This is a genomic window from Cellulomonas sp. (assembly GCF_035634735.1).
GTDB lineage: Bacteria > Actinomycetota > Actinomycetes > Actinomycetales > Cellulomonadaceae > Cellulomonas.
The window spans coordinates 25,270-48,599 of record NZ_DASQCJ010000071.1 but is presented as its reverse complement, the minus strand read 5'-3'; the positions used below and the strand labels follow the sequence as shown (position 1 = coordinate 48,599).

At 76.7% G+C, this 23,330-nt stretch carries 22 protein-coding genes and 1 tRNA gene; 8 read left to right on the top strand and 15 right to left on the bottom strand.

Features of this window, described 5'->3' with window-relative positions; genetic code table 11:
* Positions 1 to 318: rhodanese-like domain-containing protein (locus tag VER05_RS06790; RefSeq protein ID WP_324844616.1), on the bottom strand; the 318-nt coding region annotated here is incomplete at its 3' end.
* 274 nt (positions 319 to 592) lie between these two features.
* On the opposite strand from VER05_RS06790, the gene VER05_RS06785 reads away from it, so the two are divergent.
* The 3 genes from VER05_RS06785 to VER05_RS06775 are packed head-to-tail and all read left to right on the top strand — an operon-like array spanning position 593 to position 5,279.
* Entirely contained in the window at positions 593 to 1,615 is a 1,023-nt protein-coding gene (locus VER05_RS06785) for a 3-oxoacyl-ACP synthase III (protein ID WP_324844615.1), read from the top strand.
* Positions 1,612 to 4,290, top strand: coding sequence for an alpha/beta fold hydrolase (locus VER05_RS06780; protein ID WP_324844614.1), 2,679 nt, complete (start codon positions 1,612 to 1,614; stop codon positions 4,288 to 4,290). The genes VER05_RS06785 and VER05_RS06780 overlap by 4 nt, the downstream gene beginning before the upstream one ends.
* A complete protein-coding gene (locus tag VER05_RS06775; protein ID WP_324844613.1) occupies positions 4,287 to 5,279 on the top strand; it encodes an NAD-dependent epimerase/dehydratase family protein in 993 nt (330 codons plus the stop codon). The genes VER05_RS06780 and VER05_RS06775 overlap by 4 nt, the downstream gene beginning before the upstream one ends.
* 92 nt (positions 5,280 to 5,371) lie before the next feature.
* Here VER05_RS06775 and VER05_RS06770 read toward each other — a convergent pair whose 3' ends face one another.
* The gene (locus VER05_RS06770; protein ID WP_324844612.1) at positions 5,372 to 5,671 is read right to left on the bottom strand and encodes a hypothetical protein; all 300 of its coding nucleotides are present in this window, start codon (positions 5,669 to 5,671) and stop codon (positions 5,372 to 5,374) included.
* A gap of 34 nt (positions 5,672 to 5,705) precedes the next feature.
* Positions 5,706 to 6,095 carry a VOC family protein gene (locus VER05_RS06765; protein WP_324844611.1) on the bottom strand — a complete coding sequence of 130 codons (390 nt, stop codon included), beginning with the start codon at positions 6,093 to 6,095 and terminating at the stop codon, positions 5,706 to 5,708.
* Positions 6,096 to 6,259: 164 nt separating this feature from the next.
* Between VER05_RS06765 and VER05_RS06760 the strand changes: the two genes are divergently transcribed.
* Both VER05_RS06760 and VER05_RS06755 read left to right on the top strand, forming a co-directional pair.
* Positions 6,260 to 7,351 (top strand): fatty acid desaturase family protein, encoded by a 1,092-nt coding sequence (locus tag VER05_RS06760; protein WP_414647571.1) that lies wholly within the window; start codon positions 6,260 to 6,262, stop codon positions 7,349 to 7,351.
* 88 nt (positions 7,352 to 7,439) lie between these two features.
* Positions 7,440 to 7,763 (top strand): hypothetical protein, encoded by a 324-nt coding sequence (locus VER05_RS06755; protein ID WP_324844610.1) that lies wholly within the window; start codon positions 7,440 to 7,442, stop codon positions 7,761 to 7,763.
* Between the two features lie 59 nt (positions 7,764 to 7,822).
* Here VER05_RS06755 and VER05_RS06750 read toward each other — a convergent pair whose 3' ends face one another.
* The 6 genes from VER05_RS06750 to VER05_RS06725 form a co-directional block, all read right to left on the bottom strand.
* On the bottom strand, positions 7,823 to 8,026 hold the full coding sequence (locus VER05_RS06750) for a cold-shock protein (RefSeq protein ID WP_147796946.1): 204 nt from the start codon (positions 8,024 to 8,026) through the stop codon (positions 7,823 to 7,825).
* A 455-nt stretch (positions 8,027 to 8,481) separates the two neighbouring features.
* A tRNA-Thr gene (locus VER05_RS06745) sits at positions 8,482 to 8,554 on the bottom strand.
* A gap of 81 nt (positions 8,555 to 8,635) precedes the next feature.
* Entirely contained in the window at positions 8,636 to 10,189 is a 1,554-nt protein-coding gene (locus VER05_RS06740) for an alpha/beta hydrolase (RefSeq protein ID WP_324844609.1), read from the bottom strand.
* A 35-nt stretch (positions 10,190 to 10,224) separates the two neighbouring features.
* Positions 10,225 to 11,361, bottom strand: a complete 1,137-nt coding sequence (locus VER05_RS06735) for a DNA polymerase III subunit delta' (RefSeq protein ID WP_324844608.1) — start codon at positions 11,359 to 11,361, stop codon at positions 10,225 to 10,227.
* Positions 11,358 to 12,065 carry a dTMP kinase gene (gene tmk / locus VER05_RS06730; RefSeq protein WP_324844607.1) on the bottom strand — a complete coding sequence of 236 codons (708 nt, stop codon included), beginning with the start codon at positions 12,063 to 12,065 and terminating at the stop codon, positions 11,358 to 11,360. Before tmk ends, VER05_RS06735 begins: the two co-directional genes overlap by 4 nt.
* Positions 12,066 to 12,144: 79 nt before the next feature.
* A complete protein-coding gene (locus tag VER05_RS06725) occupies positions 12,145 to 13,149 on the bottom strand; it encodes a Gfo/Idh/MocA family oxidoreductase (RefSeq protein ID WP_324844606.1) in 1,005 nt (334 codons plus the stop codon).
* 141 nt (positions 13,150 to 13,290) lie between these two features.
* On the opposite strand from VER05_RS06725, the gene VER05_RS06720 reads away from it, so the two are divergent.
* Positions 13,291 to 14,448 (top strand): glycerol dehydrogenase, encoded by a 1,158-nt coding sequence (locus VER05_RS06720; RefSeq protein WP_324844605.1) that lies wholly within the window; start codon positions 13,291 to 13,293, stop codon positions 14,446 to 14,448.
* Positions 14,449 to 14,487: 39 nt separating this feature from the next.
* Here the strand turns inward: VER05_RS06720 and frdD are convergent, their stop codons facing one another.
* The 6 genes from frdD to VER05_RS06690 form a co-directional block, all read right to left on the bottom strand.
* Positions 14,488 to 14,847 carry a fumarate reductase subunit FrdD gene (gene frdD, locus VER05_RS06715; protein WP_324844604.1) on the bottom strand — a complete coding sequence of 120 codons (360 nt, stop codon included), beginning with the start codon at positions 14,845 to 14,847 and terminating at the stop codon, positions 14,488 to 14,490.
* The gene (locus VER05_RS06710; RefSeq protein ID WP_324844603.1) at positions 14,847 to 15,293 is read right to left on the bottom strand and encodes a hypothetical protein; all 447 of its coding nucleotides are present in this window, start codon (positions 15,291 to 15,293) and stop codon (positions 14,847 to 14,849) included. The genes frdD and VER05_RS06710 overlap by 1 nt, the downstream gene beginning before the upstream one ends.
* Before the next feature lie 68 nt (positions 15,294 to 15,361).
* Positions 15,362 to 16,123: a succinate dehydrogenase/fumarate reductase iron-sulfur subunit gene (locus tag VER05_RS06705; RefSeq protein ID WP_324844602.1), complete on the bottom strand. Its 762-nt coding sequence runs from the start codon at positions 16,121 to 16,123 to the stop codon at positions 15,362 to 15,364.
* Complete coding sequence (gene frdA, locus VER05_RS06700; RefSeq protein WP_324844601.1) at positions 16,120 to 17,961, bottom strand: fumarate reductase (quinol) flavoprotein subunit; 1,842 nt, start codon at positions 17,959 to 17,961, stop codon at positions 16,120 to 16,122. Before frdA ends, VER05_RS06705 begins: the two co-directional genes overlap by 4 nt.
* Complete coding sequence (locus VER05_RS06695) at positions 17,961 to 19,382, bottom strand: class II fumarate hydratase (protein WP_324844600.1); 1,422 nt, start codon at positions 19,380 to 19,382, stop codon at positions 17,961 to 17,963. Before VER05_RS06695 ends, frdA begins: the two co-directional genes overlap by 1 nt.
* 62 nt (positions 19,383 to 19,444) lie before the next feature.
* Positions 19,445 to 20,959, bottom strand: coding sequence for an anion permease (locus tag VER05_RS06690; RefSeq protein WP_324844599.1), 1,515 nt, complete (start codon positions 20,957 to 20,959; stop codon positions 19,445 to 19,447).
* Positions 20,960 to 21,193: 234 nt separating this feature from the next.
* Here VER05_RS06690 and VER05_RS06685 point away from each other — a divergent pair, with 234 nt between their 5' ends.
* Both VER05_RS06685 and VER05_RS06680 read left to right on the top strand, forming a co-directional pair.
* Positions 21,194 to 21,892, top strand: coding sequence for a response regulator (locus VER05_RS06685; protein WP_324844598.1), 699 nt, complete (start codon positions 21,194 to 21,196; stop codon positions 21,890 to 21,892).
* Positions 21,893 to 21,978: 86 nt separating this feature from the next.
* Positions 21,979 to 23,328, top strand: coding sequence for an alpha-amylase family protein (locus tag VER05_RS06680; RefSeq protein ID WP_324844597.1), 1,350 nt, complete (start codon positions 21,979 to 21,981; stop codon positions 23,326 to 23,328).
* Positions 23,329 to 23,330: the final 2 nt, after the last annotated feature.

Here is a 23,330-nt window from a genome sequence, read left to right as displayed (position 1 = left end):
CCACCAGGCCCGCGCGGCCGACGTGGCCCCGGAGTCGTCGTAGACCACGACCGGCTCGCCGGCGCGCAGGCCCCAGCGCCGCGCCGCGGCCTGCAGGTCGGCGACGTCGGGCAGCGGGTGCCGGCCCGCGGCGGCGCTCGGCGGCGCGGCCAGCTCGGTGTCCAGGTCGACGAAGACGGCGCCCGGCAGGTGGCCCGCCCGGTACCCCTCGACCCCCGGCGGCCCGCCGAGCGACCAGCGCACGTCGAGCAGCCGCGGCGGGGTGGGCCCGTCGAGCGCTCGGGCGAGGTCGGCGGCGGTCACGAGCACGTCGGTCATGGCGCCCAACCTACGGGCGCGGGCGGCCCGCCGACCAGGGACGGCGCTTCCCCGGGCGAGCGGGGCCGGGACGTGTCCCAGACCACGCGCGGCGCCCGGAACCCGCGGGATCCCGCGCTCGTTCCCCCCGTGGTGCCCCGCCCCGGACCCCCGGCAGAGAGGTCCGCTCCGTCGCACCAGCACCTTCGTGGCGCGCCGGTGGCCGGGTTGCAGCATGCTGGCTCCCTCAGTACGCCGCGAGCCCCCGCTCGTCCTCTGCCCGTCTGGAGCCCGTGTGTCCGGTAACGCCACCACCCGGTTCGGCAACGTCTCGCTGCTCTCCGTCGCGAGCCGGCTGCCCAGCCGCATCACCACGTCCGCCGAGATCTCCGAGCGCCTCGGGTCGGCCCTGCGCCGCCTGCGGCTGCCGCGGACGGTCCTGGAGCGCGTCGCGGGGGTGGAGGAGCGCCGGAACTGGGGGCCCGGCGAGGACGCCGACACCGCGACGATCGCGGCGGGCACGGCGGCGCTGCGGGAGGCGGGCGTGAACCCGGGCGACGTCGGCCTGCTGATCAACACGTCCGTGACCCGCAAGCACCTGGAGCCGTCGGTGGCGGTGCGGCTGCACCACGGTCTCGGGCTCGGCAGCCACGCCGTGAACTTCGACGTGGCGAACGCCTGCCTCGGCTTCATCAACGGCATGAGCCTGGCGGCGACGATGATCGAGTCGGGCCAGGTGCGGTACGCGGTGGTCGTGAACGGCGAGGACGCCGACGACATCCAGCGGACCACCGTCGAGCGGCTGCTGCGCCCGGAGGTCGGCCGCGAGGAGTTCATGGAGGAGTTCGCGACGCTGACGCTCGGCTCGGGCTCGGCGGCCGCGGTGCTCGGCCGGACGGACGAGAACCCCGGCGGGCACCGGGTCCTCGGCGGGGTGACCCGCGCGGCCACGAAGTTCCACGACCTGTGCGTCGGCAGCGCCGACGCGATGCTCACGGACGCCCGGGCGCTGCTCGAGGGCGGCCTGGAGCTCGTGGTCGACGCCTGGCACGGGGCCCAGCGCGACTGGGACTGGTCGTCGATGGACCGCTACGTGACGCACCAGGTGTCCCGGGTGCACACCGACGCGATCGTCAAGGCGGTGGGCCTCGACCGCAAGCGCGTGCCCACGACCTTCCCGCACCTCGGCAACGTCGGGCCCGCGTCGATCCCGATCACGCTGGTCGAGGAGCAGCACTCCCTCAAGGCGGGCGACCGGGTCCTGCTCATGGGCGTCGGCTCCGGCATCAACACCGCGATGATGGAGCTCGCCTGGTGACTCCCCCGCTCCGCGTCCGGCCCGCCTCCGTCCCGCCCGCCGGGCTGCCCGGCCTGGACCCGCGGTCCAGCCGGCTGCTGCCGCTCCCGGCGGGCGCCCCCGACACCGGCCTCGGCGTCGGCGAGCCCGCCTGGCACCACCTCGACACCGGCCCGGAGCTGGCCGCGCGCGGGATCACGCCGGTCGGCACGATCCTCGCGGTGCACGGCAACCCGACCTGGTCCTACCTGTGGCGGTCGCTGATCCCCGCGACGCTCGACGCGGCCGCCGCGGGCGGTCCCGCCTGGCGGGTCGTGGCCGTCGACCAGCTCGACATGGGCTTCTCCGCGCGCACCGGGCGGCACCGCACCCTGCCCGAGCGGGTCCGCGACCTCGACGCGTTCACGACCGCCCTCGGGCTGACCGGTCCGGTCGTCGTCCTCGGGCACGACTGGGGCGGCGTGGTCGCGATGGGCTGGGCCGTCGACCACCCCGACCGGCTCGCCGGCCTCGCGCTGCTGAACACCGCGATCGCGCACCCGGACGGCGAGCCGATCCCGGCCCCGCTGCGCGCCGCCACCGCCGGGCCGGTGCTGCGCCTGGCGACCTCGGCCACGCCCGCGTTCCTGGAGACCACGCTCGCGCTCGCGCACCCGCCGCTGCCCCGCGAGGTCGCCGACGCGTACCGCGCGCCGTACCGGCACGCCGAGGACCGCGGCGGCGTCGAGGGCTTCGTGGCCGACATCCCCGGGCACCACGACCACCCGAGCGCGCCGGAGCTGCGCCGGATCGCGGCCGGGGTCGCCGGGCTGACCGTGCCCGCGCTGCTGCAGTGGGGCCCGCGCGACCCGGTCTTCCGCGACCGGTACCTGGACGACCTGGTCGACCGGCTGCCGCACGCGCGCGTGCACCGGCACGAGGGCGCCGGGCACCTGGTCGCGGAGGACGTGGACTGGGCCGCGCCGCTGCTGGCCTGGCTGGGCGAGGAGGTGCGGGGCGACGGGGCACCGGCCGCGCCGGCCGCCGGCGCCGCGCCCGCCGCCGGCGCCGCGGCCCCCTGGACCCCGCTGTGGGACCGGCTCGACGCCCGCGCCGACGACCCCGGCCCCGCCGTGCTCGACATGGCGGCCGACGGCGGTCCGCGCACCGTGTCCTGGCGGCTGCTGGCCCGCCAGGTGCGCCGGATCGCCGCGGGCCTGCGCCGGGTCGGCGTCCGGCCGGGCGACCGGGTGTCGCTGCTGGTCGAGCCCGGTCCCACGCTGACCGCCCTGGTGTACGCCTGCCTGCGCCTCGGCGCGGTCGTGGTGGTCGCCGACGCCGGCCTCGGCCCGCGCGGCCTGACCCGCGCGCAGCGCGGCGCCCAGCCCGACTGGGTGGTCGGGCAGACGAAGGGCCTGCTCGCGGCACGCGCGCTCGGCTGGCCCGGCGTGCGGATCGCCGCGGACCCGCTCGGCCCCGCGGCCCGCCGCGCGCTCGGCGTCGCACACCTGCTCGTCGACGTCGCCGACGCCGGCCGGGACGACGAGCTGCCGCCCGGTCCCGGGCCCGACGACGAGGCGGCGATCCTGTTCACCTCGGGCTCGACCGGCCCGGCCAAGGGCGTCGTCTACACGCACGCGCAGCTCTCGGCGCTGCGGGACGTGCTGGCCGCGCACTTCGACGTCGGGCCGGACACCGGCCTGGTGACCGGCTTCGCCCCGTTCGCCCTGCTCGGGCCCGCGCTGGGCACGCGCTCGGTCACGCCCGACATGGACGTGTCCGCGCCCCGGACGCTCACCGCCCGCGCGGTCGCGGACGCCGTGCGCGCCGCCGACGGGGCGATCGTGTTCCTGTCGCCCGCGGCGATCCTCAACGTCGTGGCCACCGCCGGCGACCTGGACGCCGGCGACCGCGCCGCGCTCGCGAGGGTCCGGACCTTCCTGTCCACGGGCGCGCCGATCAGCGCGGACCTGCTCGGGTCCGCCGCCGCGCTCATGCCGGCCGCGGAGCCGCACACCCCCTACGGGATGACCGAGTGCCTGCTGGTCACGGACATCACGCTCGACGGCATCCGTGCGGCCGCCGGCGCGCCGGACGCCGGCGTCTGCGTCGGGCGGCCGGTCGGGCCCGGGCGGGTGCTGGTCAGCGCGCTCGACGCCGACGGCGCCGCGACCGGCGCGCCGTCCGACGCCCCCGGCGTGCTCGGCGAGGTGCTCATCAGCGCCCCGCACCTCAAGCAGCACTACGACCGGCTGTGGCTGACCGACCGCGCCGCCGGGCGCGAGGTGCCCGCGGGGCGCTGGCACCGCACCGGCGACGTCGGCCACCTCGACGCCGAGGGCCGGTTGTGGATCGAGGGCCGGCTCGCCCACGTCCTCGTCACCGCCGACGGCCCGCTGGCGCCGGTGGGCCCGGAGCAGCACGTCGAGCGGGTCCCCGGCGTGCGCCGGGCTGCCGTGGTCGGCGTCGGCCCCGCGGGCGTGCAGCAGGCCGTGGCGGTCGTGGAGCCGCCCGCCGACGCCGCGCCGCGCCGCGCCGGCCTGGCCCCGGCGGCGCTGGCCGCGGAGGTCCGCGCGGTGGCCCCGGTCCCGCTCGCGGCCGTCCTGGTCGCGCCGCGGATGCCCACGGACGTCCGGCACAACTCGAAGATCGACCGCACCCGGCTCGCGGGCTGGGCGTCGCGCGTGCTGTCCGGCGGCCCGGTGGGGGCGCCGTGACGGTCCTGGTGACGGGCGCGTCCGGCCTGCTGGGCGGCGCCGTCGCGCGCGTGCTCGCGGGGCGCGGCGAGGACGTCCGCACGCTGCAGCGCCGTCCGTCGGGGGTGCCCGGGGTCCGGGACGTCGCGGGCTCCGTGACCGACCCCGCCGCCGTCGCCGCGGCGCTCGACGGCGTCGACGCGGTCGTGCACCTCGCGGCGCGGGTCTCGCTGGCCGGCCCGCGCGAGGAGTTCGACGCGGTGAACATCGGCGGCACCACCACCCTGCTCGACGCCGCCGAGCGCGCGGGCGTCCGGCGGTTCGTCCAGGTGTCGTCGCCGTCGGTCGCGCACGGCGGGGCGTCGCTGGTCGGCGTCGGCGCCGAGCCCGCCGACCCGGCGCACGCCCGGGGCGACTACGCCCGCACCAAGGCCGCCGCCGAGCTGCTCGCCCTCGACCGGGACCGCGGCGCCGACGGCGGGACGGCCGTGGTCGCCGTGCGCCCGCACCTGGTGTGGGGACCGGGCGACACGCAGCTCGTCGAGCGCGTCCTCGACCGTGCCGCGCGCGGCCGGCTGCCGCTGCTCGACCAGGGCGCCGCGCTCATCGACACCACGTACGTCGACAACGCGGCGGACGGCATCGTCGCGGCCCTCGACCGGGCGGAGGCGCCCGAGGTGCACGGGCACGCCTACGTGCTCACGAACGGCGAGCCCCGGACCGTGGCCGACCTGCTCGCCGGCATCTGCCGGGCCGGCGGCGTGCGGCCCCCGGCCTGGCGGGTCCCCGCGGGTCTGGCCCGGGCGGCGGGCGGCGTGGTCGAGGCCGTGTGGCGCCTGCGCCCCGGCACGGACGAGCCGCCGATGACCCGGTTCCTCGCCGAGCAGCTGTCGACCGCGCACTGGTTCGACCAGCGGGCCACGCGCGCCGACCTCCGGTGGACCCCCGCCGTGAGCCTGGACGAGGGGTTCGCGCGGCTCGCGGCGCACTACGGGGGCGCGCGGGGCTGAGGGCGGCTTGCCGGCGACGCGGTCAGCGGTCGTCGGTCGTCGGTCGTCGGTCGTCGGTCGTCGGTCAGCGGTCCTCGGTCAGCGGTCGTCGGTCACCGGTCGTCGGTCACCGGCACCCAGCGCGGCCCGGCGCGCCGGGCCACCGCCGCGCGGTGCACCTGCGCGAGCGCGCGCGCCCGGTGCGCGACGCGCCGCCCGATGCGGGCGGCGGACTCGTCGTCGCCGGCCAGGTAGCGGACGACCACGCGGGCCTCCCCCGCGACGACCGCGACGTCCTGCGCCTCGACCTTCGTGAGCGCGCGGGCGGCGTCGGCCGCGGCGGGCAGCAGCGCGGCCGGGTCGACGCCGGGGAGCAGCAGCCCGACGCCCAGGGTCACGCGGTACGACGGCACGCCCGGCAGCGTAGCCGCGCCCGGCGCCCGCGCCTCACATCGTGATCGAGCCGTCCGCCGCGATCGGCCAGTCCGGGTTGTGCGCGACCTCCCACACGTAGCCCTCGGGGTCGGCGAACGCGCCGGACGTCCCACCCCACTCGGCCCGGGCGGCCGGCCGCACGACGGACCCGCCCGCCGCGGCCGCCGCGTCGAGCACGGGCGCGACCTCCTCCGGAGCCCGGACGTTGTACGCGAGCTCCAGGCCCGGCGCGCCGCGGCCCGCGACGCCGGTCCACAGCGCGAGGACCAGCCCGCCCGCCTGGAAGAACGCCACCTCCCCGTCGGGGCGGCGCGGCGCCGACCAGCCCAGCGCCTCGTAGAACGCGCACTGCCGGTCGAGGTCCGTGACGCCGAGCGTCACCACGCTGATCCGCGGCTCCATGCGACCTTCCTACCGCGCCTCCCCGACATCCACACGCGATCGGGGGGACAGCCCCCGGGTCCCGGGCGCCCCCGTCACGTAGCGTGGCCGCATCCGAACGACGAGCGTCCCGCTCACGCCCGCGGCTGGGAAGTCGACCACCCCCCACGTTCGGAGCGCGCTTCGTGACACCCCCCGCACCCGCCGCCGCGACCGCGGCCCCCGCCCGGCCGAACCAGGCCGCCGCCACCGGCTCGTACCAGGAGCTGTCCCGGCAGGTCCGCGACGCCGGCCTGCTGAACCGCACGCCCGGGTTCTACGTGCTGCTGCTGGTGGGCCTCGGGGTCGCGCTGGCCGGGCTGGTCGCGGGCTCGGTGCTGCTGGGGCGGTCCTGGTTCCAGCTGCTCGTCGCGGGCGGCCTCGGGATCGTGCTGACCCAGTTCGCGTTCGTCGCGCACGAGGCGTCGCACCGGCAGGTGCTGGCGTCCGGCCCGGCGAACGACCGGCTGGGGCGGATCCTCGCCAACGGCGTCGTCGGCATCAGCCACTCGTGGTGGATGACCAAGCACTCGCGGCACCACGCGAACCCGAACCACGTGGGCAAGGACCCGGACATCGCGCCGGACACCATCGTGTTCCTGCACGCCGACGCCGCGAAGCAGAACCGGGTGATGGCCGCGCTGACCCGGGTGCAGGGCTGGGCGTTCTTCCCGCTGCTGACCCTCGAGGGCCTCAACCTGCACGTGACGGCGTTCCGCAGCCTGCTCGCGCAGGAGCGGTCCCGGGCGCGGACGCTCGAGCTGACGATGCTCGTCGTGCGCCTGAGCGTCTACACCGCCGCCGTGCTGTGGTTCCTGGGGCTCGGGATCGGGTTCGCGTTCCTCGGCGTGCAGCTGGCCGTGTTCGGCGTCTACATGGGCGCGTCGTTCGCCCCGAACCACAAGGGCATGGCGGTGATCCCCGAGGGCAGCCGGCTGGACTTCCTGTCCAAGCAGGTGCTGACGTCCCGGAACATCACCGGCGGGCACGCGATGAGCACCCTCATGGGCGGCCTGAACTACCAGGTGGAGCACCACCTGTTCCCGAGCATGCCCCGCCCGCACCTGGCCCGCGCCCGGCTGCTGGTCCGCGAGCACTGCCTCCGCAACGGCGTGCCGTACACCGAGACCTCGCTGCTGCGGTCCTACGCGATCGTGGTGCGCTACCTGAACGACGTGGGCCTGGCGGCCCGCAACCCGTTCGACTGCCCGCTGGTGCAGCGCTACCGCCAGGTCTGACGCGACGGGGGACGCGGAACGCCGGCACCGACGACGGCGACCGGCTACGGTCCGGGGTGACCGCCTGACCGACCGATCGGAGCCCCTCGTGTCCCGCACCCCCGCCCGCGTCGCGGCGCTGGTCCTCGTCCTCGGCGGCCTCGCGCTCGGCGCCGCCCCGATGCCGCTCGCGTCGTTCGGCTGCGGCCCGGCCTTCGCCGGGTCGGACGACGTGCTGGACCAGACGGTCGAGGTCGTGACCGCCTGCGCCGACAGCCGCGCGGACCGGCAGGGCCTGGCGGGCGCCGTGCTGGTCGCCGGCGCCGCGCTCGGGGCGGGCGCGCTCGTCCCCGGCCGCCGCGCGCAGCCCCGCGCCGGCACGGCCGCCACGACGGCCGGCACCGACCCCGTCGGGGCCGACGCCGCGCGCTGACCCCGGGCAGCAGAACGCCGGCCGTCCCCAGCGGGGGCGGCCGGCGTTCGCGCGTCAGCTCAGAGCGGGCGGATGTTCGCCGCCTGCGGGCCCTTCGGGCCCTCGGTGACGTCGAACTCGACCTGCTGGTTCTCCTCGAGGGAGCGGTAGCCGGAGGAGGCGATCGCGCTGTAGTGCGCGAACACGTCCGGGCCGCCCTCGGCGGGGGCGATGAAGCCGAAGCCCTTCTCGGCGTTGAACCACTTCACGGTGCCGGTGGTCATGATGTCTTCTCTCGTTCGGGGACCGGAGCCGCGGACACGGCTCCTGGTGCCGCGCCACGACGGGCGCGGACGGTGGTGGGCGCGCACGCGGCAGGCGGGCGCGGCGGGACGGCGGGCGGCGGCGAGCGCGGCCACGGCCTCGTCCCAGGTGGGGGTGACGGCCACGGGGCGCGACAGGTGGTCGCTGACGTGGTGGCCACGGGCGTCGCGGGCGATCAGCCCGGCGTACTCGCCGCCGGCGGTGGCGGCCCAGAGGTTCTCGTCCGCCTGGCGCCACTGGACGGGCGCGGTCTCGGCGGGGGTGGTGGTGGTGCGGGTACTGAGGGTGATGATCTGATGACTGCTCTCACTCCGCACGACGTCGGCGGAGGGTGGGGGCGACGGCACCGGGTGGGGCACCGTCCGGACTGCTGCAAGAGGCCCGGGATCCGCGAGGAATCCCGGGCCTCCAGCTGAGCCGCCTAAGAGAATCGAACTCTTGACCTTCTCATTACGAGTGAGACGCTCTGCCGACTGAGCTAAGGCGGCGCGCGCCCACCGATCCGGCGGACGAGCACGGACACTGTACCTGGCGGACGGCGCGTCCTCCAAAGCGAGCGCCGCGAGGCGTCAGCAGCGGGTCCCGTCGGCCGGCACCGTGCCGTCGACCAGGTACGCGTCCACGGCGTCCGCGATGCAGGCGTTCGACCGGCCGTAGGCGGTGTGGCCCTCGCCCTCGTAGGTCAGCAGGTGCCCGGAGTCGAGGGTGCCGGCCAGGCTCTCGGCCCAGGCGTACGGCGTCGCCGGGTCGTTGGTGGTGCCGATGACCACGATCGGCGCGGCGCCCGCCGCGGAGTAGTCGTCCAGGCCGCCCGCCTCGGGCACCGGCCACTGCGCGCAGATCACGCCGCCGTAGCCGAAGAAGTACCCGACGGTCGGGGCGACCTCCTCGATCGCGGCGGACTGGGCGCGCATCTCGGCGACGTCGGTCGTGCCGCGGTCGTCGGCGCAGCCGATCGCCCAGAACGCGGACGTGGAGTTCGAGGAGTACGTGCCGTCGGCGTTCCGGTCGTAGTACAGGTCGGCGAGCTGCAGCAGGACGGAGCCGTCCCCGGACAGCGCCGCGTCCAGACCCATCGTGAGGTAGCTCCAGGACTCCTCGTCGTACAGCGGGAGCGCGATGCCGCTGAACGCCAGCGTGCCGGTGAGCGGCCGCGCGGTGCCGGTCGGCAGCGGGGACTTCCGCGCCCGGTCCAGCACCGAGCGCACCTGCGCGAGGCCGTCGTCGACGGAGCCGGTCAGCGGGCAGTCCGCGCCGGCCTGGCAGTCGGCGACGTAGGCGCGCAGCGCGTTCTCGAAGCCCTGCGCCTGTCCCTCGGAGAGCTCCTGCGAGGACAGCGTCGGGTCGAGCGCGCCGTCGAGCACCAGGCGGCCCACCTGCTGCGGGAACAGCGCCGCGTACGTCGCGCCGAGCTGGGTGCCGTACGAGTAGCCGACGTAGTTCAGGGTCTCGTCGCCCAGGACCGCCCGCAGCACGTCCATGTCCTTGGCGGCGGACACCGTGTCCACGTGCTCCAGCACGGGGCCGGTGCGCTGCAGGCAGGCCGCGCCGAACGCGCCGTACGCGTCCTCGGCCGCCTGGATGCCCGCGTCGGTGGTGAAGTCGAAGTCGGTGGACACGATCTCGTCCATCGCCGGGCCGTCGACGCAGGTGACCGGGGTGGAGGACGCGACGCCGCGCGGGTCGAAGCCGACCAGGTCGTAGCGGTCGACGACCTCCTCGCCGAACCGCGGCAGCGCGATCGACGACAGCGCGTCGATGCCGGACGAGCCCGGGCCGCCCGGGTTGATCAGCAGCGAGCCCAGCCGGTCCCCGGCCGCGGGGTGCCGGCTGACCGCGATCTCGATCGTGTCGCCGTCGGGCTCGGCGTAGTCGAGCGGCACGACGAGCGTGGCGCACTCGAGGTCGCCGCAGGCCTGCCAGTCGAGCTCCTGCGCGTAGATCGCGTCCAGGCCCCGGACGTCGGCCGCGGTGGGCGCGGTGGTCACCTCGGACTGCTCGCGGGGCGCGGTGCAGCCCGCCAGCGCGAGGGCGGCGACGGCGGCCAGGGCGGCGGCGCGCACGAGCCCGCGGCGGCGGGTCGCGGGCACGGGTCGGCTGGGGGCGTCCGGGGCGGGAGTCACCGGACCACGGTAACGGCCCGCCGGACCCCCGGACGTCAGGCCTGCGGGCGCAGCGCGATGAGCATGGCCTCGACCGCGAGCAGCGGCGCGACGTTGCCCTCGAGCCGGGTGCGGGCCTCCCCCACGGCGTCCATCCGGCGGACCGTCTGCTCGGGGGTCGAGGACTCCGCGATCGACCGGGCCGCCTCCTCGTGCTCGGCGTTCACCAGGTGCACGTCGGCGCCGAGCTGCAGCACCAGCACGTCCCGGTAGAACGACAGCAGGTCCACCATCGCGCGGTCCAGCACGTCCCGCTGCGCGCGGGTGGCGCGGCGCTTCTGCTCGTCCTCCAGCTGCTTGATCTGGCCGCGCAGCGCCGGCGGGATCGTCGTGAGCCCCTCGGCGCCGAGCGAGTGCAGCAGCGCCCGCCGCTCGCCGGCGTCCCGCTCCTCGGTCGCGGCCTTCGCGTCCGCCTGCGCGGTCTCGACCAGCTCGGCCGCGGCGAGCACCGCGTCCCCGACCCCGCGCAGCCGCGGCGCGATCCGCAGCACGGCGGACCGGCGGGCGCGGGCCTCGGGGTCCCGGGCGAGCCGGCGGGCCACGCCGACGTGCGACTGCGCCGCGCGGGCCGCGACCAGGGCCACGCCCGGCTCGATGCCGTCCCGGCGCACCAGCAGGTCCGCGACCGCCTCGACCGGCGGCACCCGGAGCGCGACCGAGCGGCTGCGCGACCGGAGCGTCACCAGCACGTCCTGGGGGCTGGGCGCGCACAGCAGCCAGACGGTTCGCGGCGGCGGCTCCTCGATGGCCTTGAGCAGCACGTTGCCCGACGTCTCGTTGAGCCGGTCGGCGTCCTCGATGACGATGACCCGCCACCGACCCTGGGACGGCGCGCGCTGCGCGAGCTCGACCAGCGGCCGGACGGTGTCGACCCGGATGACGACGCCCTCGGTCGACACGAAGGTGACGTCGGGGTGCGTGCCGGCGAGCACGGTCGCGCACCCGGGGCTGCGCGGGTCGCCCGACGGGTCCTGGAGCGCGGCGGCGAAGGCGCGGGCGGCGTTGGACCGGCCGGACCCCGGCGGGCCGGTGAGCAACCACGCGTGGGTCATCTTGGACGGGTCCGCCACGGCCTCCCGCAGCGTCGCGACCGCCGGCTCCTGGCCGACGACCTCGTCCCAGACGGTCGTCATCGCGCGCCGCCCGCGTCGGGGCCGGCGGCGGCGCCGTCCGGCGACCCCAGCAGCGCCGCCACCCGGGCCCGCACGTCGGCGGCGATCTCCTCGACCGGCCGCGCGGCGTCGAGCACGAGCCAGCGCCCCGGGTCCGCGGCGGCGCGGGCGAGGAACGCCTCGCGGGTGCGGCGGTGGAAGTCGTCGCCCGCGCTCTCCAGACGGTCCGGCTGGTCGGGGCGCGCGCGCAGCCGGCCGAGCCCGGCGGCCGGGTCCAGGTCGAGCAGCACCGTGAGCGCGGGCAGCAGCCCGCCGGTGGCCCACAGCGACAGGTCCTCGACCTCCTGCGCGCCCAGGTCGCGGCCGGTGCCCTGGTAGGCCACGGAGGAGTCGAGGTACCGGTCGGTCACCACCACGGACCCGGCCTCGAGCGCCGGCCGGACCAGCGACGCGACGTGGTGCGCGCGGTCGGCGGCGTACAGCAGCGCCTCCGTGCGGGGGTCGACGTGCCCGCCGTGCAGCACCTCGCGGCGCAGCACCCGGCCGAGCTCGGTGCCGCCCGGCTCGCGGGTCAGCACGACGGTGTGCCCCAGCCCCGCCAGCCACTCGCCGAGCAGCCGGGACTGCGTGGACTTGCCGGCGCCGTCGCCGCCCTCGAACGACACGAACAGGCCGCCGGGCGCGGTCGGGAGGGGCGCGGGCGTCGGCGGGTGGGGCAGCGTCACGCGCGCCAGGGTATCCACCCGCGCCCACACCCCGCCGACGGCCCCGGCCCGCGCGCGGCGCCGGCCGGGGCCCGTCGGGTCACTCGCCCGGGTAGACGACCCCGACCTGCGCCCGGACCTCGTCCATCGTGCGCAGCACGCCCAGCGTGTCCGCCCAGGTCATCCGGGGGCTCTCGGTCGCGCCCTCGGCGACCCGGCGCGCGACCTCGGCCGCCTCGTACTGCAGGCCGTGGGCGACCGGCTGGTCGAACGTCCAGGACCGGCCGTCGCGCCGGCTGACCCGGAACGACGTCGGCGCGTAGAACGAGCCCTCGATCGTGATCGTGCCCTCGGTGCCGGAGATCGCCGCCGTCGTGGGGGTCCTGGCCCAGAGCGTGGTGGTGAGCGCCGCCTGGGTCCGGTCGCCGTAGCTGAGGACGATCGCGAGCTGCCCGTCGACGCCGGTCTCGGTCAGCGCGCCGACCGCGCGGACCTGGGTCGGCACGCCCAGGAAGTCCTGCGCGAACGCCACCGGGTAGACGCCGAGGTCGAGCAGCGCGCCGCCCGCGAGCGCCGGGTCGTACAGCCGGTGCGCCGGGTCGAACGGGAAGTACTGGCCGTGGTCCGCGTGCACGGCGACGATCTCGCCGATCTCCCCCGAGTCGATGACCTGGTGCACCGCGGCGACGTGCGGCAGGAACCGCGTCCACATCGCCTCCATGACGAACACCCCCGCGGCGCGCGCGGCGGCGAACACCTCCTCCGCCTCGCCGGCGTTGCGGGTGAAGGCCTTCTCCACCAGCACGTGCTTGCCGGCGGCGATCGCGAGCAGCGCGTGCTCCCGGTGCTCGGAGTGCGGGGTGGCGACGTACACGGCGTCGACCTGCGGGTCCTCGACGAGGTCGCGGTAGCCGACGTGCGTGGTGGGGATGCCGTGCGCGGTGGCGAACCGCTCGGACCGGGTGCGGTCCCGGGAGCCGACGGCGACGATCGGGGCGCGGGTGCTGCTCCGCACGGCGTCGGCGAAGGCGGCGGCGATGCCCCCCGCGCCGAGGATGCCCCAGCGGATCGACGGTGCGGTGCGCGGGTCCTCGGTGAGTGCCATGCCGCGACCCTACTGCGCGCCCCCGACCAGCGCCCACGCCGCTGGCGGACCCCCGCGGGCGGTCCGTACGGTGGACGGGTCGGCGGCCGCGAGGACCGTGTCCGACGGGCCCGGCGCCGACGCGACCCACGAGGAGGAGCCGTGTCCGCGACCCAGGAGCACCCGCCCGTCCGCACCCTCATCAGCCCCGCCCGGTACGCGCAGGGCCCCGGCGCGATCGAGCGCCTCGGGGAGCTGGTCGCCCCGATCGGCCGCACCCCGCTCGTGGTCGCCGACGACGTCGTCTGGGGCTTCGTCGGCGACGCCGTCACCCGGTCGTTCGACGCCGCCGGGCTGCCGCTGACCCGCGACGGGTTCGGCGTCTACGCGACGGCCGCGGCGGTCGAGTCCATCGCCGACCGGGCGAAGGAGCTCGGCGCCGACGTGGTGGTCGGCGTCGGGGGCGGCTCGGTGATCGACGCGGTCAAGGCCGCCGGCCACCTCGCGGGGACGCGCTGGGTGTCGGTGCCGACCGTCGCCTCGACGGACGCGCCCTGCTCGGCGCTGTCGGTGATCTACGACGACGAGGGCGGCTTCGAGGAGTACCGGTTCTTCCCGCACAACCCGGACCTGGTGCTCGTCGACACCCGGCTCGTGGCGAACGCCCCGGTGAAGTTCCTCGTCGCCGGGGTCGGCGACGCGCTCGCCACCTGGATCGAGGCCCGGGCGGTGGCCCGCGGCGACGGCACGACGATGGCCGGCGGGCTGCCGACCGCGACCGGCACCGCGCTGGCCCGGCTGTCCTGGGACATCCTCTGGGAGCACGCGCTGCCGGCGATCGACGCGGTGCGCGACCACCTGGTCACCCCGTCGGTGGAGAAGGTGGTCGAGGCGAACACGCTGCTGTCCGGCCTGGGCTTCGAATCGGGTGGGCTGGCCGCCGCGCACGCGATCCACAACGGCCTGACCGCGGCGCCGCAGACGCACGGGCTGACCCACGGGCAGAAGGTGAACATCGGCTCGGTGACCCAGCTGGTGCTCGAGGGCGCGCCGGTCGAGGAGATCCGCGCGTTCGTCGAGTTCACCACCCGGGTCGGGCTGCCGAACACGCTGACCGAGGTCGGGCTGACGCCGGGCGACGTCGCGGACCTGACCCGGGTGGCCGAGGCGGCGACGGCGGAGGGCGAGACGATCCACGCGATGCCGTTCACCGTCCGGGTGCCGGACCTGGTGGACGCGCTGCGGTCGATCGAGGGCTTCTCGCGCCGGGTCCGCGCCGACGCGGGGCTGCCGGAGCCGGTGCCGCACGTCGCGCACTGACGCGGGCCGGGGCGCCCCGGTCGCGGGGCGCCCCGCGCGTCAGGCCGCGAGGCAGAGCGCGTACGTGATCGCCGGCGTCAGCAGCGCGACGCCGTAGATCCCCGCGCGCACCACCTCCGGCGGGTGCAGGCCGAGGTCCCGCAGCCCGTGCCAGGTCCGGTGGCAGCAGTGCCACAGCACCAGGCCCAGCGCGAGGCTGATCGCGAGCGCCGCGAGCGGGTGCGTGACGAACCCCGCCACCCGCGCGTGCACGTCCGCAGGCTCGCCGAACACCCCGAACGGCACCAGCAGCCCGAACACGGCGACGAGCACCGGCATGGTGAACACGGCGAGCATCCCGCCGCCGCCGAACAGGGCCCAGAACAGCGGCTCGTTCGTCCGCCCCTCCCAGCGACGCATCACGGCCTCCCGAGCCAGAGCACGACGACGACGGCGAACGCCGCGAGCAGGACGTAGTGCGCGAGCACCACCCAGCCGCGGTGCAGCTGCCGGCGGCCGCGGCGCACCCGGATGATCGCCGGGGTCGCCTGGAACCAGGTCGTCGCGTGCACGACCGCCATCACCAGCGCCACGACGGTGAGCACCACGACCGGGGCCGACCGCTGCAGCTCGACCCACCGGGTGAACGCGTCGACCCCGCGGTGCGCGGACACCAGGCCGATCACCAGGTTGAGCACGAACAGCCCGACCACGACGCTGGACGCCTCGCGCAGCGCGTACGCCCGGTACTCGCGGGTCGCCAGGAACCAGGTCCGGCGGACGGGCGGGCGGTGCGGGCGGCGGGCGGAGCCCGGCGGGCCGGGCGGGCCGTCGCCGGGCGGGCCGGCCGAGCCCCCGCGCGGCACGCCGGCCGGACCCTCGCGCGGCGGCCCGGCCACACCGTCGCGCGGCGGCCCGGCCGCGCCCCGCGCGCTCACGGCCGGCCCCCGCGCCGCGGCAGCAGGAACTCCGCCGCCCACGCCGCCGCCGTCGCCGCCTTGGCCTGCTGGATCGCCGCCGCGGGGTCGACGCCCTTGGGGCACGCGGTCGAGCACGCCCCGACGAACGTGCACGCCCACAGCCCGTCCTCGCGGTCGAGCGCGGGCAGCCGGTCGTCGGACCCGTGGTCCCGGGAGTCCTTGTCGTACCGGACGGCCGCCGTGATCGCCGCGGGCCCGAGGAAGTCGGGGGCGAGCGCGACCTGGGGGCAGGCGGCGTAGCAGAGCAGGCAGTCGATGCACATGGCGTAGTCGTGGTACGCCAGCATCTGCTCCGGCGTCTGCCGGTTCCCCGTCTCCCCCGGCGGGTCCTCCGGGTCCGGCACGAGCCAGGGCCGCGCGCGCTCGAGCGACGCCAGGAACGGCTCGAGGTCGACGACGAGGTCGCGCTCGACGGCCAGGTTCGCCAGCGGCTCGACGACCAGCGGGCCCGGCGCGTAGTCGCGCACGAAGTGCTCGCAGCCGAGCCGCGGGACGCCGTTCAGCATGAACCCGCAGGACCCGCATATCGCCATCCGGCAGGACCAGCGGAACGCTAGCGTCGGGTCGAGGTGGTCCTTGATCCAGGTGAGCGCGTCGAGCACCGAGGTGTCCTGGCCCCACGGCACCGCGTACTCGACCAGGTGCGGCGCCTCGTCGGCGTCGGGGCGGTAGCGCTGGACGCGCAGCGTGATCGTGCCGAGGACCTCGCCGCTCACCGGCCGGCCCCCTCGGCTGCGCCGGCGGCCGTGCCCGTGCCCGCGGCGGTGCCCGTGCCCGTGCCGGCGGCCGTGCCCGTGCCGGCGGCCGCCCCCGCCGCCCCGTACGCCCGCGTCGCCGGCGGCGAGGTCGTGATCGTCACCGGGGTGTGCTCCAGCCGGGGCCCGTCGGGTGTCCACCACGCGCGGGTGTGCGCGAGGAACCGCTCGTCGTCGCGCTCGCCGAACCCGTCGAGCCGCTGGTGCGACCCCCGGGACTCCTCGCGGGCGAGCGCCGAGGCGACCAGGCCCTCCGCGACGTCGAGCATCGCGCCGAGCTCGACCGCGGACGCCCAGTCGGTGTTGTGGACGGGGCAGGTGTCCGCCACCCGCACGTCGGCGAACCGGGCGCGCAGCCCGCGCACCGTCGCGGCGGTGCGCTCCATGCCCTCGCGGGTGCGGAAGATGCCGACGCCGTCGTCCATCGCCCGGCCGAGCGCCTCGCGGATCTCGACCTGCGGCTCGGAGCCCCGGCCCATCATCGACAGGTGCCGCGCCGCGGCGTCGGCGGCGTCCCGGCGCACCCGGGGGTCGGCCGGGGTCGGCTCCGCGAGCGCGAACGCGCCCGCGCGCTCCCCCGCCACCCGGCCCAGCACCACGAGCTCGGCCAGCGAGTTGGACCCCAGCCGGTTCGCGCCGTGCAGGCCGGAGGAGGCGCACTCCCCGACCGCGAACAGGCCCGGCAGCGGCGTCGCCGTGGTCACGTCCGTCTCGATGCCGCCCATCGAGTAGTGCACGCTCGGGCACACCGGGATCGGCGCCGTGGCCGGGTCGATCCCGAGGTACTGCTCGGTCAGCTCGCAGATCAGCGGCAGCCGCTCGCGCAGGTACGCGGGCCCGAGGTGCCGCAGGTCGAGGTGCACGGCGTCGCCGCGCGGGGTCGCGATCGTGCGCCCCGCCCGCTGCTCGTGCCAGAACGCCTGGGACAGCCGGTCCCGCGGGCCGAGCTCCATGTGCTTGTTCTCGGGCTTGCCCACCGGCGTCTCGGGGCCCAGCCCGTAGTCCTGCAGGTACCGGCGGCCCTCGGCGTTCACCAGGATGCCGCCCTCGCCGCGGCAGCCCTCGGTGATGAGGATGCCGGAGCCGGGCAGGCCGGTCGGGTGGTACTGGACGAACTCCAGGTCACGGAGCGGCGCCCCGGCCCGGTAGGCCAGCGCCATGCCGTCGCCGGTGACGATCGCGCCGTTGGTGTTCTGCGCGTACAGCCGGCCGGCGCCGCCGGTGGCCATGACGACCGCGCCCGCCTCGACCAGGACCGGGTAGCCCTCGCGCTGGTCGTAGGCGAGCACGCCGGCGACCCGGCCGTCCCGCACCACCAGCTCGAGGGCCAGGCACTCGTCCATCCGCGCGATCGACGGGTGCTGCAGCGACGTCTGGAACAGCGTGTGCAGCACGTGGAACCCGGTCTTGTCCGCCGCGAACCAGGTGCGCGGCCGGCTCATCCCGCCGAACCGCCGCACGTTCACCGCGCCCGCGTCGGTGCGGCTCCACGGGCAGCCCCATCGCTCCAGCCGGTACATCTCGTGCGCCGCGTGCTCGACGAAGTACTGCACGACGTCCTGGTCGCACAGCCAGTCGCCGCCGGACACGGTGTCCGCGAAGTGCTGCTCCAGCGAGTCGTCGGCGCCGACCACGCCCGCCGCCCCGCCCTCGGCCGCGACCGTGTGCGAGCGCATCGGGTACACCTTCGACAGCACGGTGACGTCGAGCTCCGGGTGCGCCTCGGCCACGGCGATCGCCGCGCGCAGCCCGGCGCCCCCGCCGCCGACGACCGCGACGTCCGTGCGGACCGCCTGCATCACGGCACCGCCGGGGCGACCGTCATCGCGAGGACGTCGAGCGCCGCGTCGAGCTGCTCGACGGTGAGCCGGCCCTCGTCGACGTGCCCGAGCGCCAGCACCGCCTCGCGGATCGTCAGGTCGTGGGCCATCGCGTGCTTGACCACCGCGGCGGCGGCCTCGTAGCCGATCAGCCGGTTGAGCGGGGTGACCACGGACGGCGACGACTCGGCGAGCTGCCGGCACCGCTCGCGGTCGGCGACGAACCCCGCCACGCACTTGTCGGCGAGGTGCGTCGCGCCGGTGGCGAGCAGCGCGACCGACTCCAGCAGGTTGCGCGCCATCACGGGCAGCATGACGTTGAGCTCGAACGACCCGGTCGTGCCGGCGAACGCCACCGCGGCGTCGTTGCCGATGACCTGCGCGGCGACCATGAGCACCGCCTCGGGGATCACCGGGTTCACCTTGCCGGGCATGATCGACGACCCCGGCTGCAGGTCGGGCAGCGCGATCTCCGCGAGCCCGGTGCGCGGCCCCGAGCCCATCCAGCGCAGGTCGTTGCAGATCTTCACCAGCGACACCGCGACCGTGCGCAGCGCGCCGGACGTCTCGACCAGCGCGTCCTGCGCGCCCTGGGCCTCGAAGTGGTCGCGCGCCTCGGTGAGCGGCAGGCCGGTGTGGTCGGCGACCAGCGCGATCACCCGCTGCGGGAACCCGGGCGGGGTGTTGATCCCGGTGCCGACGGCCGTGCCGCCCAGCGGCAGCTCGGCGAGCCGCGGCAGCGCCGCCTCCACCCGCTCGACGCCCAGCCGGATCTGCGCGGCGTAGCCGCCGAGCTCCTGCCCCAGCGTGACGGGCGTGGCGTCCATGAGGTGGGTGCGGCCCGCCTTGACCACGTCGGCGTGCTCGGCCGCGCGCGTCTCCAGCGTCCCGGCGAGGTGGCCGAGCGCCGGCAGCAGGTCGGTCAGCACCGCCTGGGCGGCCGCGACGTGGATGGACGCGGGGAACACGTCGTTGGACGACTGCGAGGCGTTGACGTGGTCGTTCGGGTGCACCGGGCGGCCCAGCCGCTCCGTCGCCAGGGTGGCCAGCACCTCGTTCACGTTCATGTTCGACGACGTGCCGGAGCCGGTCTGGAACACGTCGACGGGGAACTGGTCGGCCCACTCGCCCGCGGCCACCTCCTCCGCCGCCGCGACCACCGCGGCGGCGACGTCCGCGGGCAGCACGCCGAGCTCGGCGTTCGCGAGCGCCGCGGCCCGCTTGATCTCCGCGAGGGCCGCGACGTGCCGGGGGTGCAGCCGGGTGCCGGAGATCGCGAAGTTCTGCACCGCCCGCTGGGTCTGGGCCCGGTAGCGCGCGTCCGCGGGCACCAGCACGTCGCCCATCGTGTCGTGCTCGAGCCGGAAGCCGGCGGGGATCTCGGTCGGGGTCTCGCTCATGGCGCTCTCCTTCGTCCGGGCGGGGCGGTGCGGTGGGGTCGGGGTGGTCGGGGCGGGGGGCGTCACCACATGCCGATGGCCTTCATCCAGAGGCCGCCGACGCCCATCCAGATCACGATGTTCACGACCGCGACCACGCCGCCGGTGCGCCACCAGCGCAGCACCGGGACGTAGCCGGAGCCGAACAGCACGGGCGCCGGGCCGGTCGAGTAGTGGGTCAGCGACGCGAACAGGCTCGAGATGAACCCGAGCACGAGGGCGGCGAACACGGGCGGCGCGCCGGCCATGATCGAGGTGGCCAGGAACGCGGCGTACATCGCGGAGATGTGGGCGGTGTTGGACGCGAACAGGTAGTGGCTCACGAAGTAGACGAGCGTCAGCAGCACGAACGCCTGCTGCCAGCCCATGTCGCCGACCAGGGCGGCCATCTCCCCGCTGAGCCACGGGATGAGCCCGAGCGCGTTGAGCTGCGTCGCCATCATCACCAGCACCGCGAACCAGACGAGCGTGTCCCAGGCCTGCGTCTCCTGCTTCACGTCGTCCCAGGTGAGCACGCCGGTGAGCAGCAGGGCGACGAGCCCGATCAGCGCGGTCGTGGTGGCCGACATGTCGAGCAGCGCGTCGCCGAGCGTCCACAGCAGCAGCAGCCCGACGATCGTGCCCGTCATCACCTTCTCCCCCGCGGACAGCGGGCCGAGCTCGCGCAGCGCGGTGCGCGCCCGCTCGGCCGCCTCGGGGGTGCGCCGCACCTCCGGCGGGTCGATCGCGCGGACCACGAGCGGCACGACGACCAGCGCCACGAGCCCCGGCACGATCGCCGCGAGCGCCCAGGTGCCCCAGGTGATGTCGACGCCCTGGTCGCCGGCGAGCTGCGCGGCGAGCGGGTTGCCCGCCATCGCGGTGAGGAACATCGCGGAGGTCACGGTGTTCACGTGGAACGCCGTGCTGGTCAGGTACGACCCGATGCGGCGGGACGTCGGCCCGGGCTCGCTGCCGTAGGACGACGAGATCGACCGGACGATCGGCTGGATGACGCCGCCGGCGCGCGCGGTGTTCGACGGCGTGGCCGGGGCCAGCACGAGGTCGGTGGCGGCGAGGCCGTACGCGAGGCCCAGCGGGCTGCGGCCGAGCCGGGACACGAAGAACAGCGCGAGCCGGGCGCCGAGCCCGGTCTTGATGACGCCGCGCGAGATGAAGAACGCGACGACGATCAGCCAGATCGTGGTGTTCGAGAACCCGGACAGCGCCTCGGCCGGCTCGAGCACGCCGGTCACGACCGTCGCCACGAGGCCGACGATCGTCACCGCGCCCATCGGCAGCGGGCGGGCGATGACGCCGACGATGGTCGCGACGAAGATCGCGAACATGTGCCAGGCCGGCGCCTCCACGCCCGCGGGCGGCGGCACGAACCAGAGCACGACCCCGACGACGAGCGGGATCGCCGTCCGGACCAGCGGCACGGGTCGCAGCCGCGCCGGGGCGGGGGCGGCCGTCCCGGCGCCGGGCGGGGCGGCACCGCCGGGCGGGGCCTCGGGCGGCGTGGCGCCGGGGTCGGGGGCGGCGGTGTCCTGGGCCATGCGCGGCGTGCCTCCGGGGCGGGACGGTCGCCCCGGGGACCCGTGGCCCCGGAGCGCGGGCATGACCCGACCCTCGGGGCGGTCGCGACCGCTGGGGGGCGACAGACCGCCGCGAACCGGGCGTTGCGGTCGTTGTGTTCGGCGATACCCGTTCGCGGGGCCGTCCCCTCATCGGGCGGCCCCGACCACTCAAACCCGGATGGGTGGCCCGCCGGGCGTGCCGACACTGGGCGCATGCCGGCCGCCGACCCGCGTTCCGCCGATCTGCGGGTGCTCGTCGCCCACGCCCGCCCCGCGACCGCGCGCGAGCACCGGCTGCTGGTCGACCGGGTCCCCGGCTTCCGCACCGTGGGCCTGGCCGGGGACGGCGACGCCGCGCTCGCCCGGGCCGTGCGCGGCGGCGTCGACCTGGTGCTGCTCGACCTCGCGCTGCCGGGGCGGCCGGGCCTCGACGTGTGCCGCGCCCTGCACCACGCGCGCGGCGCCCCGGACGTGCTGGTGGCCACGGCCGTCCGCGACCGGGCCGCGGTGCGGGCGGCCGTCCGGTTCGGCGCGGTGCACTACCTCGTGACCCCGCTGCGGTTCGCCGCGCTCCGGGAGCACCTCGACGCGTACGCCGCGTACCGCGCCGCCGCGGCGGGCCGCCGGGTCGTCGCCGACCAGGGCGAGGTGGACGCCCTCGTCGCCACGCTGCGGCCGCCCGGCCGCGAGCACCTGCCCAAGGGGCTCGGGGCGGAGTCGCTCGACCGGGTCCGGGCCGCCCTGGCCGCCGCGCCCGACGGCCTGACCGCGGACGAGGCGGCCGTCGTGACCGGGCTGTCCCGGGTCACCGCGCGCCGGTACCTGGAGCACCTGGTCGCCCGGGGCGCCAGCCGGCGCGCGCCCCGGTACGGCGGGCCCGGGCGCCCGCCGCTGCGGTACGTCGGCACGTGACGGGCGGGCGGCCCCGCCGCCCCCGCGTGACAGGCCGTCCCCGACCTGCGAGGGTCGCAGGGAGCCGCTGACGAGGGAGGACGCCGATGGCCGCGCCGTGGGTGCAGCACGCGATGTGGTGGCACGTGTACCCGCTGGGGTTCACGGGCGCCGAGCCGGCCGCCCCGGACCCGGGCGCGCCGGTGGCGCACCGGCTCGCGCACGTCGAGCGGTGGCTCGACTACCTGGTCGACCTCGGGCTGAACGGCCTCGCGCTCGGCCCGGTGTTCGCGTCGAGCACGCACGGCTACGACACCGTCGACCACTACCGGGTCGACCCGCGGCTCGGCGACCGGGCGGACCTGGACCGGCTGCTCGCCGCGGCCCGCGGCCGGGGCGTGCGGGTCATGCTGGACGGGGTGTTCAACCACGTCGGCGACCGGCACCCGCTGTTCCGCGCCGCGCTCGCCGGCGGCCCCGGCTCGCCCGAGGCGGACCTGTTCCGGATCCGCTGGACCGACGACGGCCCGGAGTGGGACTGCTTCGAGGGCCACCGCTCGCTGGTGACCCTCAACCACGACGAGCCCCGGGTCGTCGACCTGGTCGCCGACGTGATGACGCACTGGCTCGACGCGGGCGCCGACGGCTGGCGGCTCGACGCGGCGTACGCGGTGCCGACGGCGTTCTGGGCCCGGGTCACCGAGCGGGTGCGCGCCGCGCACCCGGACGCCTACCTGATGGGCGAGGTGATCCACGGCGACTACCCGGCGTTCGTCGCGGAGTCCGGCCTGGACGCCGTCACCCAGTACGAGCTGTGGAAGGCCACCTGGTCCTCGATCGCGGAGCGGAACCTCCACGAGCTGGTCTGGACCCTCGGCCGGCACGACGGGTTCCTCGACCACTTCGTGCCGTACACGTTCGTCGGCAACCACGACGTCACCCGGATCACCAGCCGGGTCGGCGACGCGACGCTCGCGGGCCTCGCCCTGGTCGTGCTCGCGACGGTCGGCGGCACGCCGGCGGTGTACTACGGCGACGAGCAGGCGTACCGCGGGATCAAGGAGGACCGCGCGGGCGGCGACGACGAGGTCCGCCCGCCGTACCCGCCGACGCCGGACGACCTCGCCGGTCCCGACGTCGCGCCGGACGGGTGGGCCACTCACGACCGGCACGCGGCGCTGCTCGGGCTGCGCCGCCGGCACCCCTGGCTGCACACCGCCCGGACCCACGTGGTCGAGGTGACGAACACCCGGCTGGCCTACGCGGCGCGGGCGGCGGACGGGTCGGCGGCGCTGCTGGTCGCGCTCAACCTCGACGACGCCGCGTGGCGCCTGCCCGCGCCCGCCGGGGCCGCGGTCGTGGCGCACGCCGGCCCCGCCGTCGCCCCGGGGACGCAGCCGGGCCCCGGCGCGTCCGTGGACGTCCCGGGGCCCGGCTGGGTCGTGCTGGAGGTCTGAGG